The following is a 21,619-nucleotide window of genomic DNA, read 5'->3' on the forward strand; positions in this document are numbered from 1 at the left end:
GCGCCGACCCAACCAGCGCTACCAGATCGTGACGCGTGCCTCGGGGTCGAGCCACAGGTCGTCGTCGGCGGTGACGCCGAAGGCCTCGTAGAAGGCTCCGAGGTTGCGCACGATCTGGTTGCAGCGGAACTCGTTGGGGGAGTGCGGGTCGGTCGCGAGCAGCACCTTCGCGGCCTCGGGGCGGCGCTTGCCGCGCCAGGCCTGCGCCCAGCCCGTGAAGAAGCGCTGCGCGGGCGTCAGGCCGTCGATCGGCTCGCCGTCGGGGTCGCCGCCCGCGAGCATCCACGCCTCGTAGGCGATGTCCAGGCCACCCAGGTCGCCGATGTTCTCGCCGACCGTCAGCTTGCCGTTGACGCTTCCGCCGTCGACGCCCTCGGGGACGAGCCCGTCGTACTGGTCGATCAGCCTGTCGGCGAGCGCCTCGAAGGCCTCCCGGTCGGCGGGTTGCCACCAGTCGCGCAGCCGGCCGTCGCCGTCGCAGGTGGAGCCCTTGTCGTCGAAGCCGTGCCCGATCTCGTGGCCGATCACCGAGCCAATCGCGCCGTAGTTGACGGCGTCGTCGGCGTCGGCGTTGAAGAACGGCGGCTGCAGGATCGCGGCGGGGAAGACGATCTCGTTGCGCAGCGGATGGTAGTAGGCGTTGACCGTCTGCGGGAACATCTGCCACTCGCCCTTGTCGACGGGGGCGCCGATCCTGCCGAGCGTGTAGTCGAGCTCGAAGGAGTTGGCCGCGAGCACGTTGGCGACCAGGTCGTCGCCGACCTCAAGGGCCGAGTAGTCGCGCCACTGATCGGGGTAGCCGATCTTCGGCGTGAACTTCGCGAGCTTGCGCAGCGCCTCCTCGCGGGTGGCGTCGGTCATCCATTCGAGCTTCTCGATGGAGGCGCGGTAGGCGGCGAGCAGGTTGCCGACCAGGGCGTCCATCGCCGCCTTCTTCTCCGGCTGGAAGTGCAGGCCGACGTAGCTGCGCCCGACGGCCTCGCCGAGCACCCCCTCGACGAGCGCGACGCCGCGCTTCCAGCGTGGCCGCTGCTCCTCGTTGCCAGAGAGCGTCTTCTCGTAGAAGTCGAAGCGCTCGTCGACGAACGCGCGCGACAGGTAGCCGGAGAGGGCGGAGATCGCCTTCCAGCGCGCCCAGGAGCGCCACGCCTCCACCGGGGTCGACGCCACGAGCTGCGCGGCGCCCTCGAGGAAGGACGGCTGCGAGACGATCACCTCGGCCAGCTTCTCGCGGGGGATGTCGCCGCCCTCGAGGTAGGCGTCCCAGTCGAAGCCTGGGGTTGCCGCCACGATGGCGTCGAGCGACATGGGGTTGTACATGGCGCGCAGGTCGCGCAGCCGCACGCGGTCCCAGTGGTGGGCCGCGATCCGTGTCTCGAGGTCGAGCACCGCGTCGGCCTGCTCGGCGGCGTCGGCGAAGCCCGCCAGGTCGAAGACGCGGGTCAGGTGCGCGAGGTAGGCGTCGCGGATCTCGGCGTGCCCGTCCTCGCGGTAGTAGGCCTCGTCGGGGAGGCCGAGGCCCGTCTGCGTGCTGAACACCGCGTAGCGCTCCGGGTCGCCCGGGTCGGACTCCTCATACAGCGCAACCAGCGGGCTCAGGCCGTGCCGCAGCGACCAGCCAAGGTGGGCGGCGAGCGCGGAGGGGAGTCGATCGCGTCGATCCGGGCGAGCACGGGAGCCAGCGGCTCGGCGCCCAGGTCCTCGACGCGCTGCTCGTCCATGAACGAGGCGTACAGCCGGGCGATCAGCGCGTCGTCGGAGTCTGCGTCGGTCGGGGTCAGGCCCTCGATCAGGTCACGGACATCCAGTTCGGCCGCGTCGCGCAGGTCGATGAAACCGCCCGCCGACGACTTGTCCGCGTCGATCGTCGCCGTTGCCAACCAGGCGCCGTTGACGTGGCGGAACAGGTCGTCCTGGGGGCGGATCGCGGGGTCGGAGTTGGCGAACTGGATGGCTTCGGTCATGCCGGCCAGCCTAGTGGCCGGCCCAAGCCACGCATCGGGGGACGCCGCGCGTCACACGCGCCAGATCGGCGCGACCTGGTCCTCGGAGGAGCCGAGCACGTTCGCCCGCACCGTGACGACCGCCTGCTCGCTCTGCTCGGGCTGCCGGCCGCCGTCCAGCAGCGTGTAGCCCAACGTGTACTGCACCGTCACGGTCATCTCGGCGACGCTCTGGTCGCTCGAGGTCAGCGCGGGCCGCGCGGTCGTCCACGGGGAGTTGGTGATGGTGCGCTTGATGCTCGACTCGTCGACCGGAGCAGCGGCGCTCATCCCGATCGGGCAGTCGGCGGGGGCCTTGCGTTTCACCGCCATGCACTTCTCGAGGCTGGCGTTCGCGGCGCTGATGAACGCGCTGCGACCCTCCTCGGTGAGTTGCGGCGTCGGGGAGAACTCCTGCGCCTCGGTGGCCTGCAGCGTCACCACCGTGATCGTCGAGGCCTCCGAGTACGCGATGAACGGCAGCCCGGTATCCAGTTCGTAGACGCCCGGCACCACCTCGTAGACCTGGCCCTGGTCGATCGCGACGCCGTTGACGACAAGGGGCACCGAGTCGCCGCCGGGGATGCTGATCCGGATCGGGACGGTGGTTCGCTTGAGTTGGTACTCGCCCGTGTCGAGCCGGTCCAGGTCGATCTGCGCCTCCACCGGTCGACCGGAGACGGTGTAGCTCACCTGCACCCTCGTCGCGTCCTGCTCCGGGGTGCGGATCTGCACGTTCGCGATCTTGGTCTTGCCGTGTGTGGTGGCGTAGGCGGCCTCGGTGATGAGCCGCTCCGAGCCGTTGCCGCCGCGCGGGCCCATCGCGAGCGCCCGTTCGATGTCGCCGTCGGCGAGCGCCTGGAAATAGGCCGTCACGATCTCCTGCGGCGTCTGCGCCCGCACCTGGTTGGTCGCGGTGCCCGTCGGCTTCGCAAGCACCTGCGGGTCGACCGCGCGCTGGCGCAGGTAGGTGACGTAGACGAAGCCTGCGAGGACGCCGACCACCAGGACCCCGACGAAGCCGATCAACAGGGCGCGGAGCGGGAAACTGCGCGCCTCGAGTTCCGGTTCGATCTCTGGCGCGACGAAGCGGCTCTGGTCCCGCGCGCGGGTCAGCGCCGACTGCAGGCCGATGGCGTCGAAGCGCGGCTCACCGTGGGTGACGGCGGCCTCCTCCGCCGGACGCGGAGGCGTCGGCTGGGTCTGCGGCCCGGATGCGGGGCGGGCGCCGGGCACGGCTGGACGCCATCCCCGCTGCCCGTCGCTCATCGCTCGTCGGCCTCCCACGTGTCGTTACCGGCAATGACCGAGGCTAGCGCCGTGCCGGGGTCATCGGCGCACACCGTCGCGATCTGTTCGCGGGCGAGGTCGTCGTAGGTGGGGCGCTCCACGTTGCGGAAGATGCCGATCGGGGCCTGGCGCAGCAGGCCGGGCTCCGTCAGGCGCGACAGGGCGAAGGCCTGCGACGGGTCCTGGCGGGTCTCGTCGTGCACCACGATCGACGCCGGGTCGACATCGGCCGTCGGGGCGACCACCAGTTCGCCGGTCGGCTTCCTGGTGACGCAGTACTGGCCGTCGGCGAACACGATGGGTTCGCCGTGGCGCAGCGCGATCAGGGCGCCGTCGGGGCCCTTCAACGTCTCGAACGCGTCGTCGTTGAAGATCGGGCAGTTCTGGTAGATCTCGACGAGCGAGGTGCCCCGGTGCTGCGCGGCGGCGGTCAGCACCTCCGTCAGGTGCTTGCGGTCCGAGTCGATGCTGCGGGCCACGAAAGACGCCTCCGCCCGATCGCGAGCGAGACCGGGTTGAATGGCGTGTCGAGCGAGCCGTACGGCGTCGACTTGGTGACCTTGCCCAACTCGGAGGTCGGCGAGTACTGGCCCTTGGTGAGGCCGTAGATGCGGTTGTTGAACAGCATGATCGTCATGTTCACGTTGCGGCGAAGCGCGTGCATCAGGTGGTTGCCGCCGATCGACAGCGCGTCGCCGTCGCCCGTGACGACCCACACGTTCAGGTCGGGACGCGTCATGGCGACCCCGGTGGCGATCGCGGGCGCACGGCCGTGGATCGAGTGCATGCCGTACGAGTCGACGTAGTACGGGAACCGCGAGGAGCAGCCGATGCCGGAGATGATGACGGTGTTCTCACGCTTGATGCCGAGCGTCGGCATCAGCGACTGGAACGCGGCGAGCACCGCGTAGTCGCCGCAGCCGGGGCACCAGCGGACCTCCTGGTCGCTGGTGAAGTCCTTCTTGGTGAGTGGCTCGATGCTCAGCGGCACGCCTGCCAGGCCGGAGGGGGCGCTCATCAGTTCTCCTCCTTCAGGGAGTCGATCTCTGCGATCAGGTCGGACTCGAGTTCGGTGATCGAGATGGGGAGCCCGCGGACCCGCGAGTAGGTGGTGACGTCGACGAGGTAGCGGGCGCGCAGCACCGTCGACAGTTGCCCGAGGTTCATCTCGGGGACGATGACGCTGTCGTAGGCGCGCAGCACCTCGCCGAGGTTGGCAGGCATCGGGTTGAGGTGACGCAGGTGCGCCGTCGCGACGTCTCGGCCCGTCTTGCGGACCCGTCGCGCGGAGGCGGTGATGGGGCCGAACGTCGAGCCCCACCCGAGCACGAGGACCTTCGCGGCGCCGCTCGGGTCGTCCACCTCGACGTCGGGGATGTCGCGGACGATGCCCTTGATCTTGGCGTGCCTGGTGCGCGTCATCAGTTCGTGGTTGTCCGGGTCGTAGGACACGTCGCCGGTCAGGGCGGCCTTCTCGATGCCGCCGATGCGGTGCTCGAGGCCGGGGGTGCCAGGCACGGCCCAGGCGCGGGCAAGCGTCTCGGGGTCGCGCTCGTACGGCATGAAGTGCGGCTTGCCCGCGACCTCGCCGTTGATCTCGGTGGCGAAGTTCGGCTCGATGGGCGCGATGTCGTCGAGGTTCGGGATCTTCCACGGCTCGGCGCCGTTTGCCAGGTAGCCGTCAGAGAGCATGATCACCGGGGTGCGGTACTTCACCGCGATCCGGCAGGCCTCCACCGCGGTGTCGAAGCAGTCGGTCGACGACTTCGCGGCGATCACCGGGACGGGCGACTCGCCGTTGCGGCCCCAGATCGACTGCATCAGGTCGGCCTGCTCGGTCTTGGTGGGCATGCCCGTCGACGGGCCGGAGCGCTGCACGTTGACCACCACGAGCGGCAGTTCCGTCATCACGCCGAGGCCGATGGCCTCGGCCTTCAGCGCCACACCCGGGCCCGACGTCGACGTGACGCCGAGCGCCCCCGCGAAGGACGCGCCGACCGCGGCGCCGACCGCGGCGATCTCGTCCTCCGCCTGGAACGTCATCACACCGACGTCCTTGCGCTTGGACAACTCGTGGAGGATGTCCGAGGCGGGCGTGATCGGGTAGGAGCCGAGGAACAACTGCATCCCCGCCTTGTTCGCGCCGACCATCAGGCCGTAGGCGGTGGCGAGGTTTCCGGAGATCTGGCGGTACTGGCCCTTCGGCATCGGGGCCGGGTCGACGTGGTACTGCACCTCGAAGACCTCGGTGGTCTCCCCGTAGGCGTAGCCGGCCTTGAACGCCGCGATGTTGGCGTCGCGGATGACCGGCTTCTTCGCGAACTTCTCGGCGAGGAAGTCGACGGTGCCATCTGTGGGCCGCGAGTACAGCCAGCTCAGCAGGCCGAGCGCGAACATGTTCTTGGTGCGCGACGCGTCCTTGCGGCTCAGCTCGAACTCGGCGACCGCGCCGGTGGCCAGGCCCGTCAGGTCGATCGCGTGCACCGAGTAGTTGCTCAGCGTGCCGTCCTCGAGCGGGTTCGACGCCCACCCGATCTTGGCGAGGTTGCGCTTGGTGAAGTCGGCGGTGTCGACGATGATGACGCCGCCGCGCGGCAGGTCGCGCAGGTTGGCCTTCAGCGCGGCCGGGTTCATGGCGACAAGCACATCTGGAACGTCGCCCGGGGTGACGATGTCGAAGTTCGCGAAGTGCAACTGGAAGCTGGAGACGCCTGGCAGCGTGCCCTGTGGGGCGCGGATCTCCGCTGGGAAGTTGGGGAGGGTGGCGATGTCGTTGCCGAAGATGGCGGTCTCCGCGGTGAAGCGGTCGCCGGTCAACTGCATTCCGTCGCCGGAATCACCTGCGAATCGGATGACGACTCGTTGCAGGGGGAGCGTTTCAGGCACTGCGGTCTTTCCTCGATGTCTCGTGGGCGTCCCCGCCATTCTAGGCCCGCCGCGGCACCCAGCCTCAATGCCCGTTGCGCCGACAGTGAACGCCCCCGTTAAGGGCTGAGCAGGCCCATGATGTCGTCGGCGCTCAGCGGGGCGCTCGCGTCGGACCCGGTCCCGACGACCGAGTCGAACAGGTCGCGCTTGCGCTGCTGCAGCGCCACCACCTTGTCCTCGATGGTGTCGGCGGAGACGAGCCGGTAGACGTTGACCGGCTTGTCCTGCCCGATCCGGTGCGCCCGGTCGATGGCCTGGTTCTCCGCGGCAGGGTTCCACCACGGGTCGAGGATGAACACGTAGTCGGCCTCCGTCAGCGTCAGGCCGAAGCCGCCTGCTTTGAGGCTGATCAGGAACACCGGAGCCTCGCCCTCACGGAACGACGCGATCCGCGCGGCCCGGTCGCGGGTGCGGCCGTCGAGGTACTCGTAGCCGATGCCCTCCCGGTCCAGGCGCTCGCGCACGAGGGCCAGGAAGCCGGTGAACTGCGAGAAGACCAGGGCGCGGTGCCCCTCCGCGACGATCTCGTCGAGCATCTCGACCAGTGCGTCGATCTTGGCGGAAGCGGCCGCCGCTTCGCCGTCGACCAGCGCCGGGGAGAGGCTGAGTTGCCGCAGCATCGTCAGCGAGGAGAGGATCGTGATCCGGTTGCGCGACAGGTCGCCGAGCAGGCCCAGCACCTTCTGGCGCTCGCGCGCCAGGTAGCGGTCGTAGGTGCGCCGGTGCCCCGGCGCCAGCTCGACCGGCACGATCTGTTCCTGCTTGACCGGCAGTTCTGCGGCGACTGCGGACTTGGTCCTGCGCAGGATCAGCGGGCGGATCCTGCGCCGCAGCCGGGCGAGCGCCTCCGAGTCGCCGGCCTCGATGGGCTTGCGGTAGTCGGTGGTGAACTGCCTCGGGTCCGGGAACAGTCCGGGGGCGGTGATCGACAGCAGCGACCACAGGTCCATCACGTTGTTCTCGAGCGGGGTGCCCGTCAGCGCCACCTTGACGCGCGCGTCGAGGGCCCGCACCGCGTGGTAGGCCTTCGACGCGTGGTTCTTCACGAACTGGGCCTCGTCGAGCAGCACCGCCGACCAGGGAAGCGCCGCGTAGGCGTCGGCCTCGAGGCGAAGCAGCGTGTACGACGTGATGACGAGGTGCGCGCCGTCGACCGCCTCCGGGAGCGGGACGCCGCGCTTGGCGCCGGTCGCGGAGATCGTGACGACCCGCAGGTCGGGCGCGAAGCGGGCCGCCTCGGCCGACCAGGTGCCCATCACGGAGGTCGGCGCGACCACCAGCATCGGGCGGGTCAGTTCGCCCGCCTCCAGGGCGGCCTGGGCGGCGGCCAGCGCCTGGACCGTCTTGCCGAGGCCCATCTCGTCGGCGAGGATCCCGCCGAGCCCGGTGCGCCACAGGAACCTTAGCCAGCGGAAACCCGTCTCCTGATAGGGCCGAAGCGTCGCGTCCAACCCTGCAGGCACCGGCTCGTCCGGCAGCGACTCAGGGTCGATGAGCGCGCCGACGGCGTCGCGCCACGCGTCGGCCTGATGGGTGACGATCCCCAGCCGGACCAGTTCCTCCCACAGCCCCGCATGTTCAGGGCGCAGCCGGAACGTGTCGTCATCGGTGTCGGCGATCAGCCGGGCCTCCTCGATGAGCTGACGCAGTTCCCCGAACTCCGGCGCGTCGAGCGCGAACCAGGTGCCCGACGCCAGCAGCAGATGGTCGTCCCCTGCGGCGAGGGCCCGCATCAGGTCGGCAAGCGGGACCGCCTCGTCCCCGACGCGCACATCGATGTGCAGGTCGAACCAGTCGCCCGCCACCGGCTGGCTGACCGAGAGCCGCACCTGGGCGGGCTCGTCCGCCTCCCGGTAGCGCGGCGGTTCCACGTTGACGTCGACCTCCACCCGGTCGTCCGCCCGCAGTGCGGGCAGCGCCGATGACACGAACTTGATCAGGCCGCGCCCCGTCAGGAACGCGGGAAGTAAGTCGTCGCCGGACTTCCACGTTCCCTGCGGGACCGCGGCGCTGAGCTCGGCCTCGGCGCGCGGGTCGCGCGCGATCTTGTCGTCGCCGCCCGCCAGGCCCACGTCGATCGTGCGTTCGCCCAACCGGTACCTGAAGCCCCAGTGCACCGAGGCGGACGTCTCACGGAACTCGACGCGGCACAGCAGATGCGGGGCGCTCGGCTCCGGCAGGTCGAGCGTCTCGTCGACCGCGACGCTCATCCGGGCGCGCAGCCGGGGCAGGAACCTGGTCGCGAAGTCGTCGATGTCGGAGGCGGGCACCGAGACCCGGATCTGCTGGAAGAGCGCCTGCTGAGCGGGGTCAAGCGTGCGGGACAACGGTGCGAGCCACATGGAGTCCCCGACGGCGAACGCGACGCCGTGCGCGGGCCTGCCGAGGTAGGCCCGCGGGGGAGCGGGATGACACCGAGCGGCGTGGAGAGCATCGGGTCGACCGTCAGCGACCCTGCGGGCCCCGGAAGGATCGCGGCGATGGGTTCGAACGGGTCGGGCGAGAGCGTCGGATCGGGCAGGTCGCGCCCAGTGACCGAGGTGCCAGCGACCAGCGCGACGCCCGCGTCGACGGCCCTGCGGAGTGCGGGCCAGAACGCGGGGAGCAGGTCGGTGATCAGCAGCGAGTCGGTGCGCGGCCGAAACGGTCCTCCGGTGCGGCACTCCAGCAGCGCAAGCAGCGCGTCGCGCTGAACGGGGACGAAGTCGCCTCCTTGGGTGGCGACCTCGTCCCAGGTGGCGCCCGTGCGGACCCAGTTGCCTCGGGCCCCCTTGCGCAGCGGCCGCAGCGCCAGGTTGGCGCCCTCCTCGGTGACCTGCAGCGCGAGCGGCTTACCCGTCACCGACGCGGTGCCCGCGAACGGGGAGAGGATCTGTTGCCAGGTCGGCGCGGTGCGGTGCTGTGCCGGCGAGCGCATCGTGAGGATCAGCGCGACGGTGTGCTTGCAGTCGTAGCGCATCGGGCAACTGCAGGTCGCGACCAGGGTGTCGATGCCCCCGAGCACGCGACGCTTGAGGTGTAGGCGCGGTACCCGCTTCCCCGCACCGGAGCGGTCGCCAACGTGCCGCTGGCCTGGATCTCTCCCACCCGTCCGAGGTTGGCGTATTGCCTGCCCCGGGCGACGGTGCTCGCGCCAAAGTGTCGGTTGAGCGCCGCGTCGGAGGCCTCGCGGACCCAGTCAGGGAAAGTGATCATCGAACTCGTGAGTCTATGCGCACCTCGGCTCGGAGAGAAGGTGGGCATTCCGATTCGCCGTAGACTGCGACGCATGGTTGCAGCGAGGGACTGGTTCGACGACGGGTCCGTGTACGTCGTCGACGTGCCGCTGGCCTGCTGTGCGCTGGAGACCCAGGCCGCTGCCGGGAGCAGGGGTGGCGTCGCCATCGGTGAGATCCCGCACGGCTCGAAGGTCGTCGTCACCTTGTCCGGCACCATCACCCGTCCGATGCTTCCGGCCATCACCCAGGTGCTCGACGCCGTCCCCGAGGGGTCGAAGGTGGTCGCGTTCGGTGCCTGCGCCTGTGTCGGCGGGCCCTACTGGGACTCCTACGCCGTCGTCAGGGGAGCCGAACTTCTGGTGCCGGTCGACCACTTCATCGCGGGCTGCCCTCCGCCGCCCAGCGCCCTGCACGACTACCTGGCCGCGGAGCGCGCCTCATGAGCCTGCACGACGACGTCGCCTCCGCAAAGGGCGCCGGCCACACCTTCCTGCTCGGCCTGACAGCCGTCGACGAGGTCGGCCACAGCGACGAGATCCGGGTCATCGTGCGGTTGCTGAACCCCGACACGGGCGAGGAACGCCGGATCGAGGCCAGCACCGACCGGTCCGACCCGCGACTGCCCGACCTGACCGACCTGTTCCGCGGCGCGGCCTTCCTGCAGCGGCAGGCCCACGACTTCTTCGGCGTCGAGTTCGAGGGCGGCGACAACCGCCCCCTGATCCACCACGGCGGAGGCGCGCCGATGCGCAAGGACGTGCTGCTCACCCAACGGCAGACGACCCCTTGGCCAGGCGCGCTTGAGCCGGGGGAGTCGGGAGCCTCCCCGAGCCGACGCAAGCTGGTGCCGCCCGGGGTGCCCGACCCCGCCGTCCTCGCCGATCCGGACGCCACCGCCGCCGACGTGGCGCTGTCGGCGACCGGGGCCCGCGTCAGGAGGATCCGATGATCCACGGCTCCATCGACCTGATCGACGACCTGTGCACCTCGTGCATGATCTGCGCCCGCGAGTGCCCCACCTGGTGCATCACGCTCACGTCGCACCAGGAGCAGAGCGTGCCCGCGCCCGGCGCGCGGCCCCGCACCCACAACGTGCTCGACACCTTCACGATCGACTGGGCGCTGTGCATGTACTGCGGCGTCTGCATCGAGCAGTGCCCCACCGATGCGCTGGTGTGGGGCGGCGCGCACGTGCCGTCGGCCGACCGGCTGGTCGACCTGCTCCACGACAGGGGGCAGTTGGGCAGGGACAGCGGTGCGTAGCAGGCTCGCCGGCGCGCTGGGTGACCTCCGGCAGGCGGCCGGCTCGCGGGCGGTCTGGGCCGGCTTCGTCGGCAGCCTCTGCATCCTGATCGGCTCGCTGAGCCCCGCCTACCTTCCGCAGGCCTCGCCCATGTGGGACGTGCTGCGCGGCCTCGGCATCGACGGGCCCACCACCAAGTGGGTCGGCACCATCGCGACCCTCGTCGGGCTGATGCTGCTGCTTGAGTCGTGGTTCCGGCTGCGGCCCGCCAAGCGCCGCGCGCAGGGGCGGCCCCAGCTCAGGCACTGGGCGGTGCTGGCCATCATCGCGCTGCCGATGCTGTTCGGCCCGCCGATCTTCAGCCACGACGCCTACTCCTACGCGGCGCACGGCTGGCTGATCCACAACAACATGAGCCCCTACGCCGTCGGGCCGGGCATCCTGCCCGGCTACTACGCCGACCAGGTCGCCTGGGTGTGGCGGGAGACGACGGCGCCGTACGGGCCGCTGTCGCTGTGGATGAGCCACGGCATCGTCATCCTGGCGGGGTTCGACCCGTTCCTGTCCGCCGTCCTGATGCGGGTGCCGGCGCTGATCGGGGTCGCACTGATCGGGCGCCTGGTGCCGCGGATCGCGCGGAGGGTCGGCGTCGACCCGGCGGCGGCCAGTTGGTTCTCGGTGCTCAACCCGATCCTGGTGATCGACTTCATCGGCGGCGCGCACAACGACTCGCAGATGACCGGCCTGATGCTGCTCGGCATCTGGCTGACCATGCGGTACCGGCATTGGTGGCTCGGCGCGCTGGTGATCGGGGTCGCGGCCGCCATCAAGCAGCCCGCGTTCCTGGCCGCCGTTGCGCTGCCGTTCCTGGTGGTCCCGTGGACGTCGTGGCGGCCGCGCGCCGTCGCGTGGGCCGTCGGCAAGGCGACCGCGTCGCTGGCCATCTCGGTGGCCGTGTTCGCGGCGATCTCGTTCGCCTCCGGTCTCGGCTTCGGCTGGATCAACGCCATCAACGTGCCGGGCATGGTTGACACCGTCTCGCCGTTCACCGTGCTCGGCCACATCGTGCAGTACCCGATCAACTGGCTCGGCCTCGACCCGGGCGGGCGCGGCGCCATCACCTTCTTCCGCGGCGTCGGCAGCGTCGTCGGCGCGCTCGGCATCGTCTACTTCGCCTGGAAGCACCTCGGGCGGCGGCCGCTGCACTTCATCAGCTACTCGTTCATCTGGTTCGCGCTGTGCGCCCCCGCCATCCACTCGTGGTACCTGCTGTGGGGAGCGGTGCTGCTGCCGATGACCAAGCCGAGCACCCGCGCGCTGCGCGCCGCCATCGTGGCCACCGTCGTGCTGCTCGGCTTCAACGCCATGAACTTCGGCATCCGCAACGGGCTGTGGATGCTGGTGCTGATCCTGTTCGTCGCCACCTACTGGACGATGCACTCACACGAGCTGAGTCAGCCGATGGAGGAGAAGGAGCTTCAGCCGAGCGCAGACGTGTCGTAGTCGACGATGACGGGGCAGTGGTCGCTGATCCGCTCCTCGTAGCTGGCCTCGCGGGCGACGTGCGCCTCAGTCGCGGCCTTCGCGAGCCTCGGGGAGGCGAGGTGGTAGTCGATGCGCCAGCCCGAGTCGTTGGCGAAGGCCTGACCGCGCCAGGACCACCAGCTATAGGGGCCGTCGTCGTCGGGATGCATGCTCCGCACCACGTCGACCATCCGCCGCGGGCCGGTCACCGAGCCGAACCAGTCGCGCTCCTCGGGGAGGAACCCCTCGGACTTCTGGTTGCTGCGCCAGTTGCGCAGGTCCTGCCTGGTGTGGGCGATGTTGAAGTCGCCCATCACGAGCAGTTCGCGGCCGTCTGCCGCGGCCTCGCGCTTCGATGCCGTGAGCGCCCGGGCCAGCCCCCGCATGAAGCGCATCTTGCGCAGGTACTTCTCTTCGGTGCCCTCCTCGTGCGGCCATGCGGCGCCCTTCGGCAGGTACAGCGACCCGATCCGCAGCGGCGCGTCTGCGAGGTCGACCTCCACGTAGCGGCCCTCGCCCGCGAACGGGGCGAGGTCGCGCCCGACGATCCGCTCGGCTGGCACCTCGCGGGGCTCTTCGCCGGGGGTGATCGCGACGGCGGCGTCGGCGAGGCTGCGGACCCGCACCGGGGCCTCGCGGGTGAGGACGGCGACGCCGTTGCGGCCGGCCAACTGCCCGGGGTCGAGCGTGACGTGGTAGCCGTCGAACGCATCGAGGGGGAGGTCGTCGATGCGGCAGCGCACCTCCTGCAGAGCGATCACGTCGGCCTTCCTCGCGTCCCAGAAGGGCCGGAACCCGCGGCGCATGGCCGCGCGGATGCCGTTGACGTTGTGGGTGCCGATGCGCCTCATCGGGTGATGTCCAGCACGGCCTGCGGCCACGGGTCGCCCACCAGGCGGCCGTAGGTCAGCACGTCGACGCGCTCGCCGTCGATCAGGAACTTGCCGCGCTCGCGGCCCTCGTGCACGAATCCCGCCGCGCCCGCGACGTTCCCGGAGAGCGGATTGTCGGCGCGGTGGCCGAGTTCGAGCCGCTCGCAGCCTCCGGAGGTGAGGGCCCAGTTGGCGACGGCGGTGGCCGCCTTGGACGCCCAGCCGCGGCCGCGGTGCGACTTGTTCATCCAATACCAGAACCAGCCGACCTTGTTGGCGGCGTCGACGGTGATCCCGACGAGCCCAACGAGCCGGTCGTCGTCGGTGATGGCGAAGGCGTGGTGCCGCTCCCCGGTCAGCAGCCCCGCGACGTACCCGTCGGCCTGCTCGATCGTCGTGACGGTGCCCTGTCGCGCCATCCCGGGGTCGGACTGGAAGGCGGCAAGGACGTCGGCCGCGTCGTCAGGACGCAGCACTCTGAGGGCTAGCAAGGGCGTTCTCCGGGTGTGTGGTTGGGTGGCTCAAGATCAGCACGGACGGTGGCGATCGTCAGCGGTAGTTGACGTACTGGACGGCGAAGTCGTAGTCCTGATCCTTGATCAGCTTCTGGACGTCCTGCAGGTCGTCACGGCTCTTCGAGGAGACGCGCAACTCGTCGCCCTGGATCTGCGCCTTGACGCCCTTGGGGCCCTCGTCGCGGATCAGCTTGGTGATCTTCTTGGCGTCCTCCTGCTTGATGCCCTCCTTGGTGGTCGCCGTGATCTTCCACAGCTTGCCGGAGGGGCGCGGGTCGCCCGCGTCGAGGGCCTTGAGGCTGACGCCGCGGCGGGCGAGCTTCGACTGGAACACGTCAAGGACCGCCTTGACGCGCTCCTCCGAGACGGCCTCCAGTTCGATCGACTCGCCTGACCACGCGATCTTGGCGTCGGTGTTCTTGAAGTCGAAGCGCTGCGACACCTCCTTGGCCGCCTGGTTCAGGGCGTTGTCGACCTCTTGACGGTCGACCTTGCTGACGATGTCGAACGAGCTATCCGCTGCCATGGTGTCCTCCGGTGGGTGGCCTTCGGCAGTCTCCGTCGCTCGTCGCCCCCGGCGCTTGTGGGCGCGCTCATGGGCGGCAACGAGCGCGGAAACTGCTCTTCGTCAGGCCATTGTGCCAGCCCGCCGCGAGGATGGCCCGCCGCTTTGCCGTCGCCGCGACCCTGCTGCTATGCTCGTCCGCGCCGGTAAACCGGCATGGCAGGTTGCCCGAGTGGCCAAAGGGAGCGGTCTGTAAAACCGTCGGCGTTGTCCTACGTTGGTTCAAATCCAACACCTGCCACAAGGCCCCGGATCGGATTGATTCGGGGCCTTAATCATTTCCTGCAGAGAAGGAGGCCGACGATGGCCACCCCACACATCGCGTGCGAGCCCGGCGACATCGCAGAACTCGTCATCATGCCCGGCGACCCGAAGCGCGCCGAGCGCATCGCCAAGACGCGGATGGAGGGGGCCCGCCTGGTCTCCGACGTGCGGGGGATCGGCGCATGGACCGGAACCATCGACGGCGTCCCGATGACGGCGATGGCCTCCGGCATGGGCGTGCCGAGCCTGTCGATCTACGCCACCGAGCTGTACTCGCAGTTCGGCGTCAAGCGAATCTGCCGCGTCGGCACCTGCGGCGGCATCTCGAAGCAGGTCGCCGTCCGCGACGTCATCGTCGCGTCCTCTGCGCACACCAACTCCAGCGTGTCGACCATCGACATCCCGGGCGTTACCTTGTCGCTCGCGCCGTCCTTCGACATGCTGCGAGGCGCCGTCGACCAGGCCCGCGCGTCGGGCAAGAGGGTCCACATCGGGCCGGTCTACACCAGCGACTTCTTCTACAGCTCGCGGATGGACATCGTCCCCGCGCTGGAGAAGCTCGGCACCCTCGGCGTCGAGATGGAGGCCGCGGGCCTCTACGCCTGCGCGCTGGCTGCGGGGGCCGAGGCGCTGGCGGTGCTGACCGTCTCCGACCACCTGTTCGACGGCTCGGGCGACCTCACCGCGGACGAGCGGGAGACCCTGTTCCAGGATGCGCTCGAGGCGGCGATCGCTGGGCTGAAGGCTTAGGCCCACCTCGCTGACCGCCTCAGAGTCGGGCGGCCTTGTTCACGGGGCCGACCGCCGCCGGAGCGTTGCTGGCGGATGCTGAGCACGGTCCCCTCGATCTCGTCCAGAGACTGGGCCGTGAACCGGATGATCTGCCAGCCTCCGCGTGCCAGCGCTCGGTCGCGGCGACGGTCCGTGTGGAACGCCGCATCAGTGTCGTGGAACGTGGCACCGTCCAGCTCCAGCCCGAGCTTGATGTCCGGGAGTGCGATGTCGATGCGATACGACTTTCCCTCCGCCCGGACGTGGTAGTTGGTGCGCCAGCCGTCGATCCCCGCGGACCGCAACCTGCGATGCGCCTCGCGTTCCAGCTCTGACCACGGCTCGTCTCTCGAGTCCTCAACGAGCTCGCGCCGCAACGTGTTGCCTCGCCTGCCCCGCGTCAGATGCAACGCGCGGCGCAGCCGTTGGAGCGTCACAGCGCGTCGCTTGAGTGCCTCGTCGATGGCGATCGGCCCCATGTCGTCGATGAGATCGAGGACCGTAAGTTCGGGCGCCGTCAGGGCAATGCCGAAGCGGCGCATCGTCAAGTCTGGCCGCACATAGCGCTGCTCGAACCTGAAGCCATGTCCCACTATGACGTGGCGTGGGCTGGCGGCGTCGATGAGGTCGGGGAGGGGCAGCTCCGGCCACCACGTGAAGTGCGCGGCCGCCTGGCGCGTGATCACGATGCCGGCTCCGTAGGCGCAGGCCGCCTGAAGCCTTGCAGTAAGCGTCAGTTGTCCCGGTAGGGCATAGACGCCGGGTAGGACCCGGATGACCTCGCCTCGAAACGCGCAGGAGTTGAGCGCTCGGGCGAGATGCGGATGCTCGCGGGCGGCGACGACGGCTCCGTCGGCGAAGAGTGCCGTTAAGTCTTCTCTCATGCAATGACTATTGGACGAAGCGCGGCAGTCGTTCCATGGCAACGCGGTGGTGTGGATATCGGTTGAGCAGCATTGTGGGTTCGTTGTGCGACACGCCGTGGTTCGTGGCTGATTCGGCGATCGAGTGTGGACTACTGCTCAAACGTTGGTCGCGGCGGGCGAGGGGTCTGGCGTGGTGGTGTGGACATCGGTTGAGCAGCATTGTGGGTTCGTTGTGCGACACGCCGTGGTTCGTGGCTGATTCGGCGATCGAGTGTGGATTGCTGCTCAACGTTGGTCGCCGCGGGCGAGGGGTCTGGCGTGGTGGTGTGGACATCGGTTGAGCAGCATTGTGGGTTCGTTGTGCGACACGCCGTGGTTCGTGGCTGATTCGGCGAACGAGTGTGGACTACTGCTCAACGCGACTCCCGACGCAGGGGTGTCCCAGGTCGAACGGCCCCGATCCAGGCGTCCCGGCCATTGCCGGCGCTGGGCGTACCTCGGCAGCAATGGTCCGCGTCGCGCAACGACTTGCCAATCATGCTCAAGGATCCACAGGCCCACCGCCCTGGGGCGGCCGGGCAGGGCCGGATCGGGCGGCGGGAGTGTGTGGAGGCCCGATTTGTGAAGCCCGGGAATCCTCGTATATGGTTGGTCGTCGGCTGGCCCCTATAGCTCAGTAGGCAGAGCGTCTCCATGGTAAGGAGAAGGTCTGCGGTTCGATTCCGCATGGGGGCTCTGTTCATCTCGCGGCACCACCCGCGGGATGAACTCCTGACGGGGTAGCTCAGTCGGTAGAGCAAGCGGCTCATAATCGCTGTGTCGCGGGTTCAAGTCCCGCCCTCGTCACCAAAAACCGGCTCAGAAGCGCTCACTAGCTAAAAGGAACAGCGAAATGGCTAAGAAGTCTCAGGACGTACGTCCCAAGATCACGCTCGCCTGCACCGAGTGCAAGGAGCGCAACTACATCACGAAGAAGAACCGCCGTAACGATCCCGATCGTCTCGAGCTGAAGAAGTTCTGCCCGCGCTGCCGCGTGCACCAGCTGCACCGCGAGACCCGCTGAACCTCGCAACGTCTTCACCAACGGCCGTCCCTGACAGGGGCGGCCGTTGTCGTGTGCCCGCGCTAGGGTGAATCCATGCCGATCACGCCCGAGCACGTGGGCCGCACCTACCCACCCGCTGCGCCCTACATCGTCAGCCACGCCAAGATCGCCGAGTTCGCGCAGGCGCTGCGCGACGACAACCCGGCCTACTTCGGCGACACCCCGGTCGCCCCGCCGACCTTCGCGGCCGTCATCGCCGCGCAGGCCTGGGAGGCGCTGTTCGGCGACCCTGAGCTCGACCTCGCGCTGAACCGCACCATGCATGCCGACCAGGGCTTCACCTACCGTCGCCCCTCGTGCCGGGCGACGCCGTCGTGGCGACCCTCAGCATCGAGAAGGTCCGCAACCGCGGCAACCTCGACATGGTCACCATCCTCGTCGACCTCGCCGTCGACGGCGAGAGCGTCTGCGAGGCGCGCTCGCAACTCATGCACACGAGGGGAGAGGCCGATGCCTGAGTTCACCGTCGGACAGGAACTGCCTGAGCTCCGCGTCCCCGTCACCCGTTCCACGGTCGTGCGCTACTCCGGCGCCTCCACCGACTTCAACGAGATCCACTTCTCCGACCGGCACGCCCGGGCGATCGGCCTGCCCGGCGTCGTCGCGCACGGCATGTGGACGATGGGCGCAGGCCTCAAGGTCGTCACCGACGCCGTCGGCGACCCCTCCCGGGTGCTGAGCTATTTCGTGCGCTTCACCCGGCCTGTCCTCGTTCCCGACACCGACGAGGGCGCCGAGGTCATCTACTCGGCGAAGGTCACCGAGATCGCCGAAGGCGTCGCGAAGATCGCGATCACCGCCACCTGCGGCGACGAGGCAGTCCTCGGCGCTGCCCGCGCGGAGGTGAGCGTTGTCTAGCTGCAGCATCGACCGCTTCGACGTGCCCTCCGAGGAGCCGTCGATCAGCGACTCGACCCGCCTGGCCGACCACACCACGATCCGTGTCGGCGGCCCGGCCGACACCTTCGTGGTCGCCGAGACCGAGGCCGAACTCATCGACGCCGTCACAGAATGCGACGAGCGGGGCACGCCCGTGCTGGTGCTCGGCGGCGGCTCCAACCTGCTTGTCTCGGATGCGGGCTTCCCCGGTACCGTCATCCGGCTCGCCTTCGCGGGCATCAAGGCCGACGTGTCGACGTGCGGCGGCGCCGCCGTGCGGGTCGGGGCGGGCGCCAACTGGGACGACTTCGTCGCGGACGCCGTCGACCAGGAGTGGAGCGGCATCGAGACCCTCTCGGGGATCCCCGGGAGCGTCGGCGCGACCCCCATCCAGAACGTCGGGGCCTACGGAAGCGAGGTCGCACAGACCATCACGTCCGTGCGCACCTGGGACCGCCAGGCCCGCACCCAGAAGACCTTCGCGCTGGTCGACTGCGGCTTCGGCTACCGCACGTCGCGGTTCAAGCGGGAGCCGGGCCGCTACGTCGTGCTCGAGGTCGGCTACCAGTTCACGCTCGGTTCGCTCGGCCAGCCGATCGCCTACGCCGAGTTGGCCAACCGGCTCGAGTCGAAGGTCGGCGCCCGGGTTCCTTCCCGACTGGTCCGCGAGACGGTGCTGCAGATCCGGGCGAGCAAGGGCATGGTCCTCGACGCCGCCGACCACGACACGTGGAGCGCCGGGTCGTTCTTCACCAACCCCATCCTGGACGCCGATGCGGCGGCCGCGCTGCCCGACGACGCGCCCCGTTTCCCGACGGCCGACGGCCGGGTCAAGACGAGCGCGGCGTGGCTCATCCAGCACGCCGGGTTCGCCAAGGGCTTCGGCAACGAGCGCGCCAGCCTCTCGACCAAGCATGTGCTTGCGCTCACCAACCGGGGCAGCGCGACGGCGAACGACCTTGTCGCGGTGGCACGCGAGGTCCGCGACGGCGTGGCCGAGCGATTCGGCGTTGCGCTGGTGCCTGAGGTGAACCTCGTCGGGGTCGAACTGTAGAACCTCAACCTCAAGTTGAGAACCTTTCCCCGCCGCGTGGCGGTCGGTAGCCTCACGCGGAAGACACACCTATCGGGGAGTTCCCATGCGTTGGATCAAGGCTGCCGCAGGCGCGGCCGCAGTCGCGTTGTGCATGAGCCTTGCGGCTCCAGGACAGGCCCAGGCGGTGACCGTGCAGGACGACTTCATCGCGAAGTTGGTCGGCCCCGCCCAGGAGAACGAGCGCCGCACAGGGATCCCCGCCTCGGTCGCCATCGGCATGGCGGCGCTGGAGACCGGCTGGGGCCGCTCCTCGATGACGGGCAAGGTCACCGTCGACGCTGGCCTTCCGACGCAGAAGATCTACGACGTCAACACCCTGTTCAACATCAAGTGCACCAGTTACGTGTCGCCGCACCAGACCGGCTGCGTGCCGATCCGGACCGCAGAGTACCGGCCCGACGGCACCGCCTACTTCATCACGGCCGAGTTCCGCACCTACAAGAGTTGGGGCGACTCGCTGCTCGACTACGGGCGACTCCTGACAAGCAACTCGCGCTATGCCAAGGCCTTCAACTTCAAGGCCTACCCCGACCAGTTCGTCACCGAGGTGCGGGCGGGCGGCTACGCGACCGACCCGAAGTACGCCTCGCAGGTCATCAACATCATGCAGAAGTACGGCCTGTACAAGTACAACCTGAACAAGGCAGGCACCGGCTTCCCGGTGACCCCGACCCCGAAGCCGACCACCAGCCCGACGCCGGCGAAGCCGACGCCCACCCCAGCCAAGCCGACCCCCACCCCGGTGAAGCCGACGCCCACCCCGGGGAAGCCGACGCCGACCAAGCCGGCGCCGACCCCCACCAAGCCCGCGCCCTCGAAGCCGGCCCCGTCGAAGGTCACCCTGCCGACCTACGCCTCGGGTAGCCGCGGTTCAGGCGTCCGCTCGGTGCAGAGCCTGCTCAACGCCAACGGGGCCAAGCTCAAGGTCGACGGGATCTACGGAAAGCTGACCGTCAACGCGGTCAAGGCCTTCCAGAAGAAGCACAAGATCACCCAGACCGGGAAGGTCGACGCGGCCACCTGGTCGAAGCTGCTCCCCACGCTGAGCCGCGGCTCCCGCACCGCCAGCGTGCGCGTGCTGCAGACCGAGCTTCGCGAGGCAGGGCACCGGATCGCCGTCGACGGCATCTACGGTCCCGCCACCGAGAAGGCCGTGCGGGCAGTGCAGGCCGCCAAGAAGGTGAGCGTCACGGGCAAGGTCGACCTGGCCACCTGGTCCAAGCTGATCGGCTGACCTCAGAGCGCGTCGACGGCCGCGGCATAGCCGCCAGCGAAGGCGACGGCGGCCAGTTCGATGGCGTCGCGGCCGGGCAGGTAGGCGCCATGGTGCAGGCCGACGCCGTTGATCCGGCCGGTGCCCACGAAGCACATCAACGACGCCGTCGCGGTGCCGTACTCGGCGAAGTCGTCTGAGCCGCACGAGCGGAACGGCGTCTCGGCGACAGTGACGCCGAGGCCGGAGAGGTGATGATCGGCGCGGCGCACCAGCCCCGGGTCGTTGACCAGCGCAGGGCCGCCCGTCACGAACCTCGTGGTGGCCGTCGCGCCGCGCCCCGCTGCGACGCCCTCCGCGGTGCGCGCGATGGCGCCGTGCAGGAGTTCCCGGTCGGACTGGTGAAAGGCGCGGATGGTGCCTCGGCAGCGAGCCGTGTCGGGGATCACGTTGGGTGCGGTGCCTCCGGAGATCTGCCCGAACGACACCACGGTCGCGTGCAGCGGGTTGATCAGCCTGCCAGGGAGCGACGAGACCTCCCCGATGATCGCCGCGAGGGCCGTGATGGGGTCGACGGCGAGGTGCGGATACGCCCCGTGCGCGGGTGAGCCGGACACCACGATCTCGAACGAGTCGTAGGCGGCATTGACGGCGCCCGCTCCGGTCGAGACGATCCCCGCCTCGATGCCCGGCTGGACGTGCACGCCGATCATGGCCTCGATCTCCTGTTCCTCGAGCAGTCCGGAGGACACCACGTCGCCCGCTCCCGGGGGCGTCACCTCCTCGCGCGGCTGCAGGATCGGCACGACCGCGGCGGGCAGGTCGAGCCCGCGGGCGGCATTCAGGAACGCCCACAGCGCCGCCATGTGGACGTCGTGGCCGCAGGCGTGCATCACGCCCGGCACCCGCGACTCCCACTCGACGGCGGTCACCTCGCTGACGGGAAGCGCGTCAAGTTCGGCGCGAAGGCCGACGGCCGGGCCGTCGGGTCCGGTGCGGCTCCAGGCGCCGGTCGCCGCGATCGGCGTCCAGCCGAGCCAGTCGAGGGAGCGCGTCATGGTGTCGCGGGTGTCGGTCTCCTGGCCGCTCAGCCGCGGCTGGGCATGCAGCGTGCGCCGGAGCGCGGCGGCCTGCGGCAGGATCTCGGCGATCCCCACCTTCAGCGCGCGCAGCAACTCGGACGTCATGGGCGAGAGCCTAGTCACAAACCGTGACGAAGCGCCGGCCGTCTTGGGGCGGGTCGCGGACCCTTCGACAAGCACGGGGACCGTTTGAGAGGGCTCGGGCA

The 21,619-nt window shown here is 69.5% G+C and carries 18 protein-coding genes, 3 tRNA genes and 2 pseudogenes; 12 read left to right on the forward strand and 11 right to left on the reverse strand.

What is annotated here, in order from left to right; all coding sequences use genetic code 11:
* Positions 1-18: 18 nt before the first annotated feature.
* The 6 genes and pseudogenes from BW730_RS01375 to BW730_RS18930 all read right to left on the reverse strand — a co-directional run bounded on the left by BW730_RS01375 (position 19) and on the right by BW730_RS18930 (position 9,204).
* A pseudogene (locus BW730_RS01375) lies at positions 19-1,964 on the reverse strand (M13 family metallopeptidase).
* 51 nt (positions 1,965-2,015) lie between these two features.
* On the reverse strand, positions 2,016-3,251 hold the full coding sequence (locus BW730_RS01380; protein WP_145952672.1) for a hypothetical protein: 1,236 nt from the start codon (positions 3,249-3,251) through the stop codon (positions 2,016-2,018).
* Positions 3,248-4,290, reverse strand: a pseudogene (locus tag BW730_RS01385) (2-oxoacid:ferredoxin oxidoreductase subunit beta). The gene BW730_RS01380 and the pseudogene BW730_RS01385 overlap by 4 nt, the downstream one beginning before the upstream one ends.
* On the reverse strand, positions 4,290-6,197 hold the full coding sequence (locus tag BW730_RS01390; protein WP_077684739.1) for a 2-oxoacid:acceptor oxidoreductase subunit alpha: 1,908 nt from the start codon (positions 6,195-6,197) through the stop codon (positions 4,290-4,292). The pseudogene BW730_RS01385 and the gene BW730_RS01390 overlap by 1 nt, the downstream one beginning before the upstream one ends.
* 59 nt (positions 6,198-6,256) lie before the next feature.
* Positions 6,257-8,470, reverse strand: coding sequence for a DEAD/DEAH box helicase (locus tag BW730_RS01395; RefSeq protein WP_077684740.1), 2,214 nt, complete (start codon positions 8,468-8,470; stop codon positions 6,257-6,259).
* Positions 8,407-9,204: an SWIM zinc finger family protein gene (locus BW730_RS18930; protein WP_077684741.1), complete on the reverse strand. Its 798-nt coding sequence runs from the start codon at positions 9,202-9,204 to the stop codon at positions 8,407-8,409. The genes BW730_RS01395 and BW730_RS18930 overlap by 64 nt, the downstream gene beginning before the upstream one ends.
* 264 nt (positions 9,205-9,468) lie before the next feature.
* Here BW730_RS18930 and BW730_RS01405 point away from each other — a divergent pair, with 264 nt between their 5' ends.
* Genes BW730_RS01405 through mptB form a run of 4 tightly spaced genes read left to right on the forward strand, consistent with a single transcriptional unit; the run spans position 9,469 to position 12,164 of the window.
* The gene (locus tag BW730_RS01405) at positions 9,469-9,861 is read left to right on the forward strand and encodes an NADH-quinone oxidoreductase subunit B (protein WP_077684742.1); all 393 of its coding nucleotides are present in this window, start codon (positions 9,469-9,471) and stop codon (positions 9,859-9,861) included.
* Positions 9,858-10,367 carry an NADH-quinone oxidoreductase subunit C gene (locus tag BW730_RS01410; RefSeq protein WP_077684743.1) on the forward strand — a complete coding sequence of 170 codons (510 nt, stop codon included), beginning with the start codon at positions 9,858-9,860 and terminating at the stop codon, positions 10,365-10,367. The genes BW730_RS01405 and BW730_RS01410 overlap by 4 nt, the downstream gene beginning before the upstream one ends.
* Entirely contained in the window at positions 10,364-10,681 is a 318-nt protein-coding gene (locus BW730_RS01415) for a 4Fe-4S binding protein (RefSeq protein ID WP_077684744.1), read from the forward strand. The genes BW730_RS01410 and BW730_RS01415 overlap by 4 nt, the downstream gene beginning before the upstream one ends.
* Positions 10,674-12,164 (forward strand): polyprenol phosphomannose-dependent alpha 1,6 mannosyltransferase MptB, encoded by a 1,491-nt coding sequence (gene mptB / locus BW730_RS01420; protein ID WP_077684745.1) that lies wholly within the window; start codon positions 10,674-10,676, stop codon positions 12,162-12,164. Before BW730_RS01415 ends, mptB begins: the two co-directional genes overlap by 8 nt.
* On the opposite strand, the gene BW730_RS01425 is transcribed toward mptB, so the two are convergent.
* The 3 genes from BW730_RS01425 to BW730_RS01435 all read right to left on the reverse strand — a co-directional run bounded on the left by BW730_RS01425 (position 12,140) and on the right by BW730_RS01435 (position 14,098).
* Positions 12,140-13,036 carry an exodeoxyribonuclease III gene (locus BW730_RS01425; protein ID WP_077684746.1) on the reverse strand — a complete coding sequence of 299 codons (897 nt, stop codon included), beginning with the start codon at positions 13,034-13,036 and terminating at the stop codon, positions 12,140-12,142. The genes mptB and BW730_RS01425 overlap by 25 nt on opposite strands.
* On the reverse strand, positions 13,033-13,533 hold the full coding sequence (locus BW730_RS01430; protein WP_226996972.1) for a GNAT family N-acetyltransferase: 501 nt from the start codon (positions 13,531-13,533) through the stop codon (positions 13,033-13,035). The genes BW730_RS01425 and BW730_RS01430 overlap by 4 nt, the downstream gene beginning before the upstream one ends.
* A gap of 73 nt (positions 13,534-13,606) precedes the next feature.
* Positions 13,607-14,098 (reverse strand): YajQ family cyclic di-GMP-binding protein, encoded by a 492-nt coding sequence (locus BW730_RS01435; protein WP_077684748.1) that lies wholly within the window; start codon positions 14,096-14,098, stop codon positions 13,607-13,609.
* 197 nt (positions 14,099-14,295) lie between these two features.
* On the opposite strand from BW730_RS01435, the gene BW730_RS01440 reads away from it, so the two are divergent.
* Positions 14,296-14,378: transfer RNA gene (locus BW730_RS01440), tRNA-Tyr, on the forward strand.
* A gap of 62 nt (positions 14,379-14,440) precedes the next feature.
* Positions 14,441-15,151 carry a purine-nucleoside phosphorylase gene (locus tag BW730_RS01445; protein ID WP_077684749.1) on the forward strand — a complete coding sequence of 237 codons (711 nt, stop codon included), beginning with the start codon at positions 14,441-14,443 and terminating at the stop codon, positions 15,149-15,151.
* Here BW730_RS01445 and BW730_RS01450 read toward each other — a convergent pair.
* Positions 15,148-16,098: a DUF559 domain-containing protein gene (locus BW730_RS01450; RefSeq protein ID WP_145952674.1), complete on the reverse strand. Its 951-nt coding sequence runs from the start codon at positions 16,096-16,098 to the stop codon at positions 15,148-15,150. The two genes, BW730_RS01445 and BW730_RS01450, sit on opposite strands and share 4 nt — an antisense overlap.
* 602 nt (positions 16,099-16,700) lie before the next feature.
* Here BW730_RS01450 and BW730_RS01455 point away from each other — a divergent pair.
* The 6 genes from BW730_RS01455 to BW730_RS01485 all read left to right on the forward strand — a co-directional run bounded on the left by BW730_RS01455 (position 16,701) and on the right by BW730_RS01485 (position 20,352).
* Positions 16,701-16,773 (forward strand) — tRNA-Thr (locus BW730_RS01455).
* 38 nt (positions 16,774-16,811) lie between these two features.
* Positions 16,812-16,887 (forward strand) — tRNA-Met (locus BW730_RS01460).
* Between the two features lie 43 nt (positions 16,888-16,930).
* Complete coding sequence (rpmG, locus tag BW730_RS01465; protein ID WP_077684751.1) at positions 16,931-17,101, forward strand: 50S ribosomal protein L33; 171 nt, start codon at positions 16,931-16,933, stop codon at positions 17,099-17,101.
* Between the two features lie 75 nt (positions 17,102-17,176).
* Positions 17,177-18,001, forward strand: coding sequence for a MaoC/PaaZ C-terminal domain-containing protein (locus BW730_RS20115; RefSeq protein ID WP_335340875.1), 825 nt, complete (start codon positions 17,177-17,179; stop codon positions 17,999-18,001).
* The gene (locus BW730_RS01480; RefSeq protein ID WP_077684753.1) at positions 17,994-19,076 is read left to right on the forward strand and encodes a UDP-N-acetylmuramate dehydrogenase; all 1,083 of its coding nucleotides are present in this window, start codon (positions 17,994-17,996) and stop codon (positions 19,074-19,076) included. Before BW730_RS20115 ends, BW730_RS01480 begins: the two co-directional genes overlap by 8 nt.
* Before the next feature lie 85 nt (positions 19,077-19,161).
* Positions 19,162-20,352, forward strand: coding sequence for a peptidoglycan-binding protein (locus BW730_RS01485; RefSeq protein WP_077684754.1), 1,191 nt, complete (start codon positions 19,162-19,164; stop codon positions 20,350-20,352).
* Positions 20,353-20,354: 2 nt separating this feature from the next.
* On the opposite strand, the gene BW730_RS01490 is transcribed toward BW730_RS01485, so the two are convergent.
* On the reverse strand, positions 20,355-21,518 hold the full coding sequence (locus BW730_RS01490; RefSeq protein ID WP_077684755.1) for a M20 metallopeptidase family protein: 1,164 nt from the start codon (positions 21,516-21,518) through the stop codon (positions 20,355-20,357).
* Positions 21,519-21,619: the final 101 nt, after the last annotated feature.

The organism is Tessaracoccus aquimaris (assembly GCF_001997345.1).
GTDB classification, from domain to species: domain Bacteria; phylum Actinomycetota; class Actinomycetes; order Propionibacteriales; family Propionibacteriaceae; genus Arachnia; species Arachnia aquimaris.

Excerpts from the sequence above, each read along its gene's own strand:
- BW730_RS01405 (WP_077684742.1), top strand. The coding sequence starts at position 9,469 with ATGGTTGCAGCGAGGGACTGGTTCGACGACGGGTCCGTGTACGTCGTC.
- BW730_RS01380 (WP_145952672.1), bottom strand. The coding sequence starts at position 3,251 with ATGAGCGACGGGCAGCGGGGATGGCGTCCAGCCGTGCCCGGCGCCCGC.
- BW730_RS01410 (WP_077684743.1), top strand. The coding sequence starts at position 9,858 with ATGAGCCTGCACGACGACGTCGCCTCCGCAAAGGGCGCCGGCCACACC.
- BW730_RS01490 (WP_077684755.1), bottom strand. The coding sequence starts at position 21,518 with ATGACGTCCGAGTTGCTGCGCGCGCTGAAGGTGGGGATCGCCGAGATC.
- BW730_RS20115 (WP_335340875.1), top strand. The coding sequence starts at position 17,177 with ATGCCGATCACGCCCGAGCACGTGGGCCGCACCTACCCACCCGCTGCG.
- BW730_RS01445 (WP_077684749.1), top strand. The coding sequence starts at position 14,441 with ATGGCCACCCCACACATCGCGTGCGAGCCCGGCGACATCGCAGAACTC.
- BW730_RS01390 (WP_077684739.1), bottom strand. The coding sequence starts at position 6,197 with ATGGCGGGGACGCCCACGAGACATCGAGGAAAGACCGCAGTGCCTGAA.
- BW730_RS01415 (WP_077684744.1), top strand. The coding sequence starts at position 10,364 with ATGATCCACGGCTCCATCGACCTGATCGACGACCTGTGCACCTCGTGC.
- rpmG (WP_077684751.1), top strand. The coding sequence starts at position 16,931 with ATGGCTAAGAAGTCTCAGGACGTACGTCCCAAGATCACGCTCGCCTGC.
- BW730_RS01425 (WP_077684746.1), bottom strand. The coding sequence starts at position 13,036 with ATGAGGCGCATCGGCACCCACAACGTCAACGGCATCCGCGCGGCCATG.
- BW730_RS01435 (WP_077684748.1), bottom strand. The coding sequence starts at position 14,098 with ATGGCAGCGGATAGCTCGTTCGACATCGTCAGCAAGGTCGACCGTCAA.
- BW730_RS01485 (WP_077684754.1), top strand. The coding sequence starts at position 19,162 with ATGCGTTGGATCAAGGCTGCCGCAGGCGCGGCCGCAGTCGCGTTGTGC.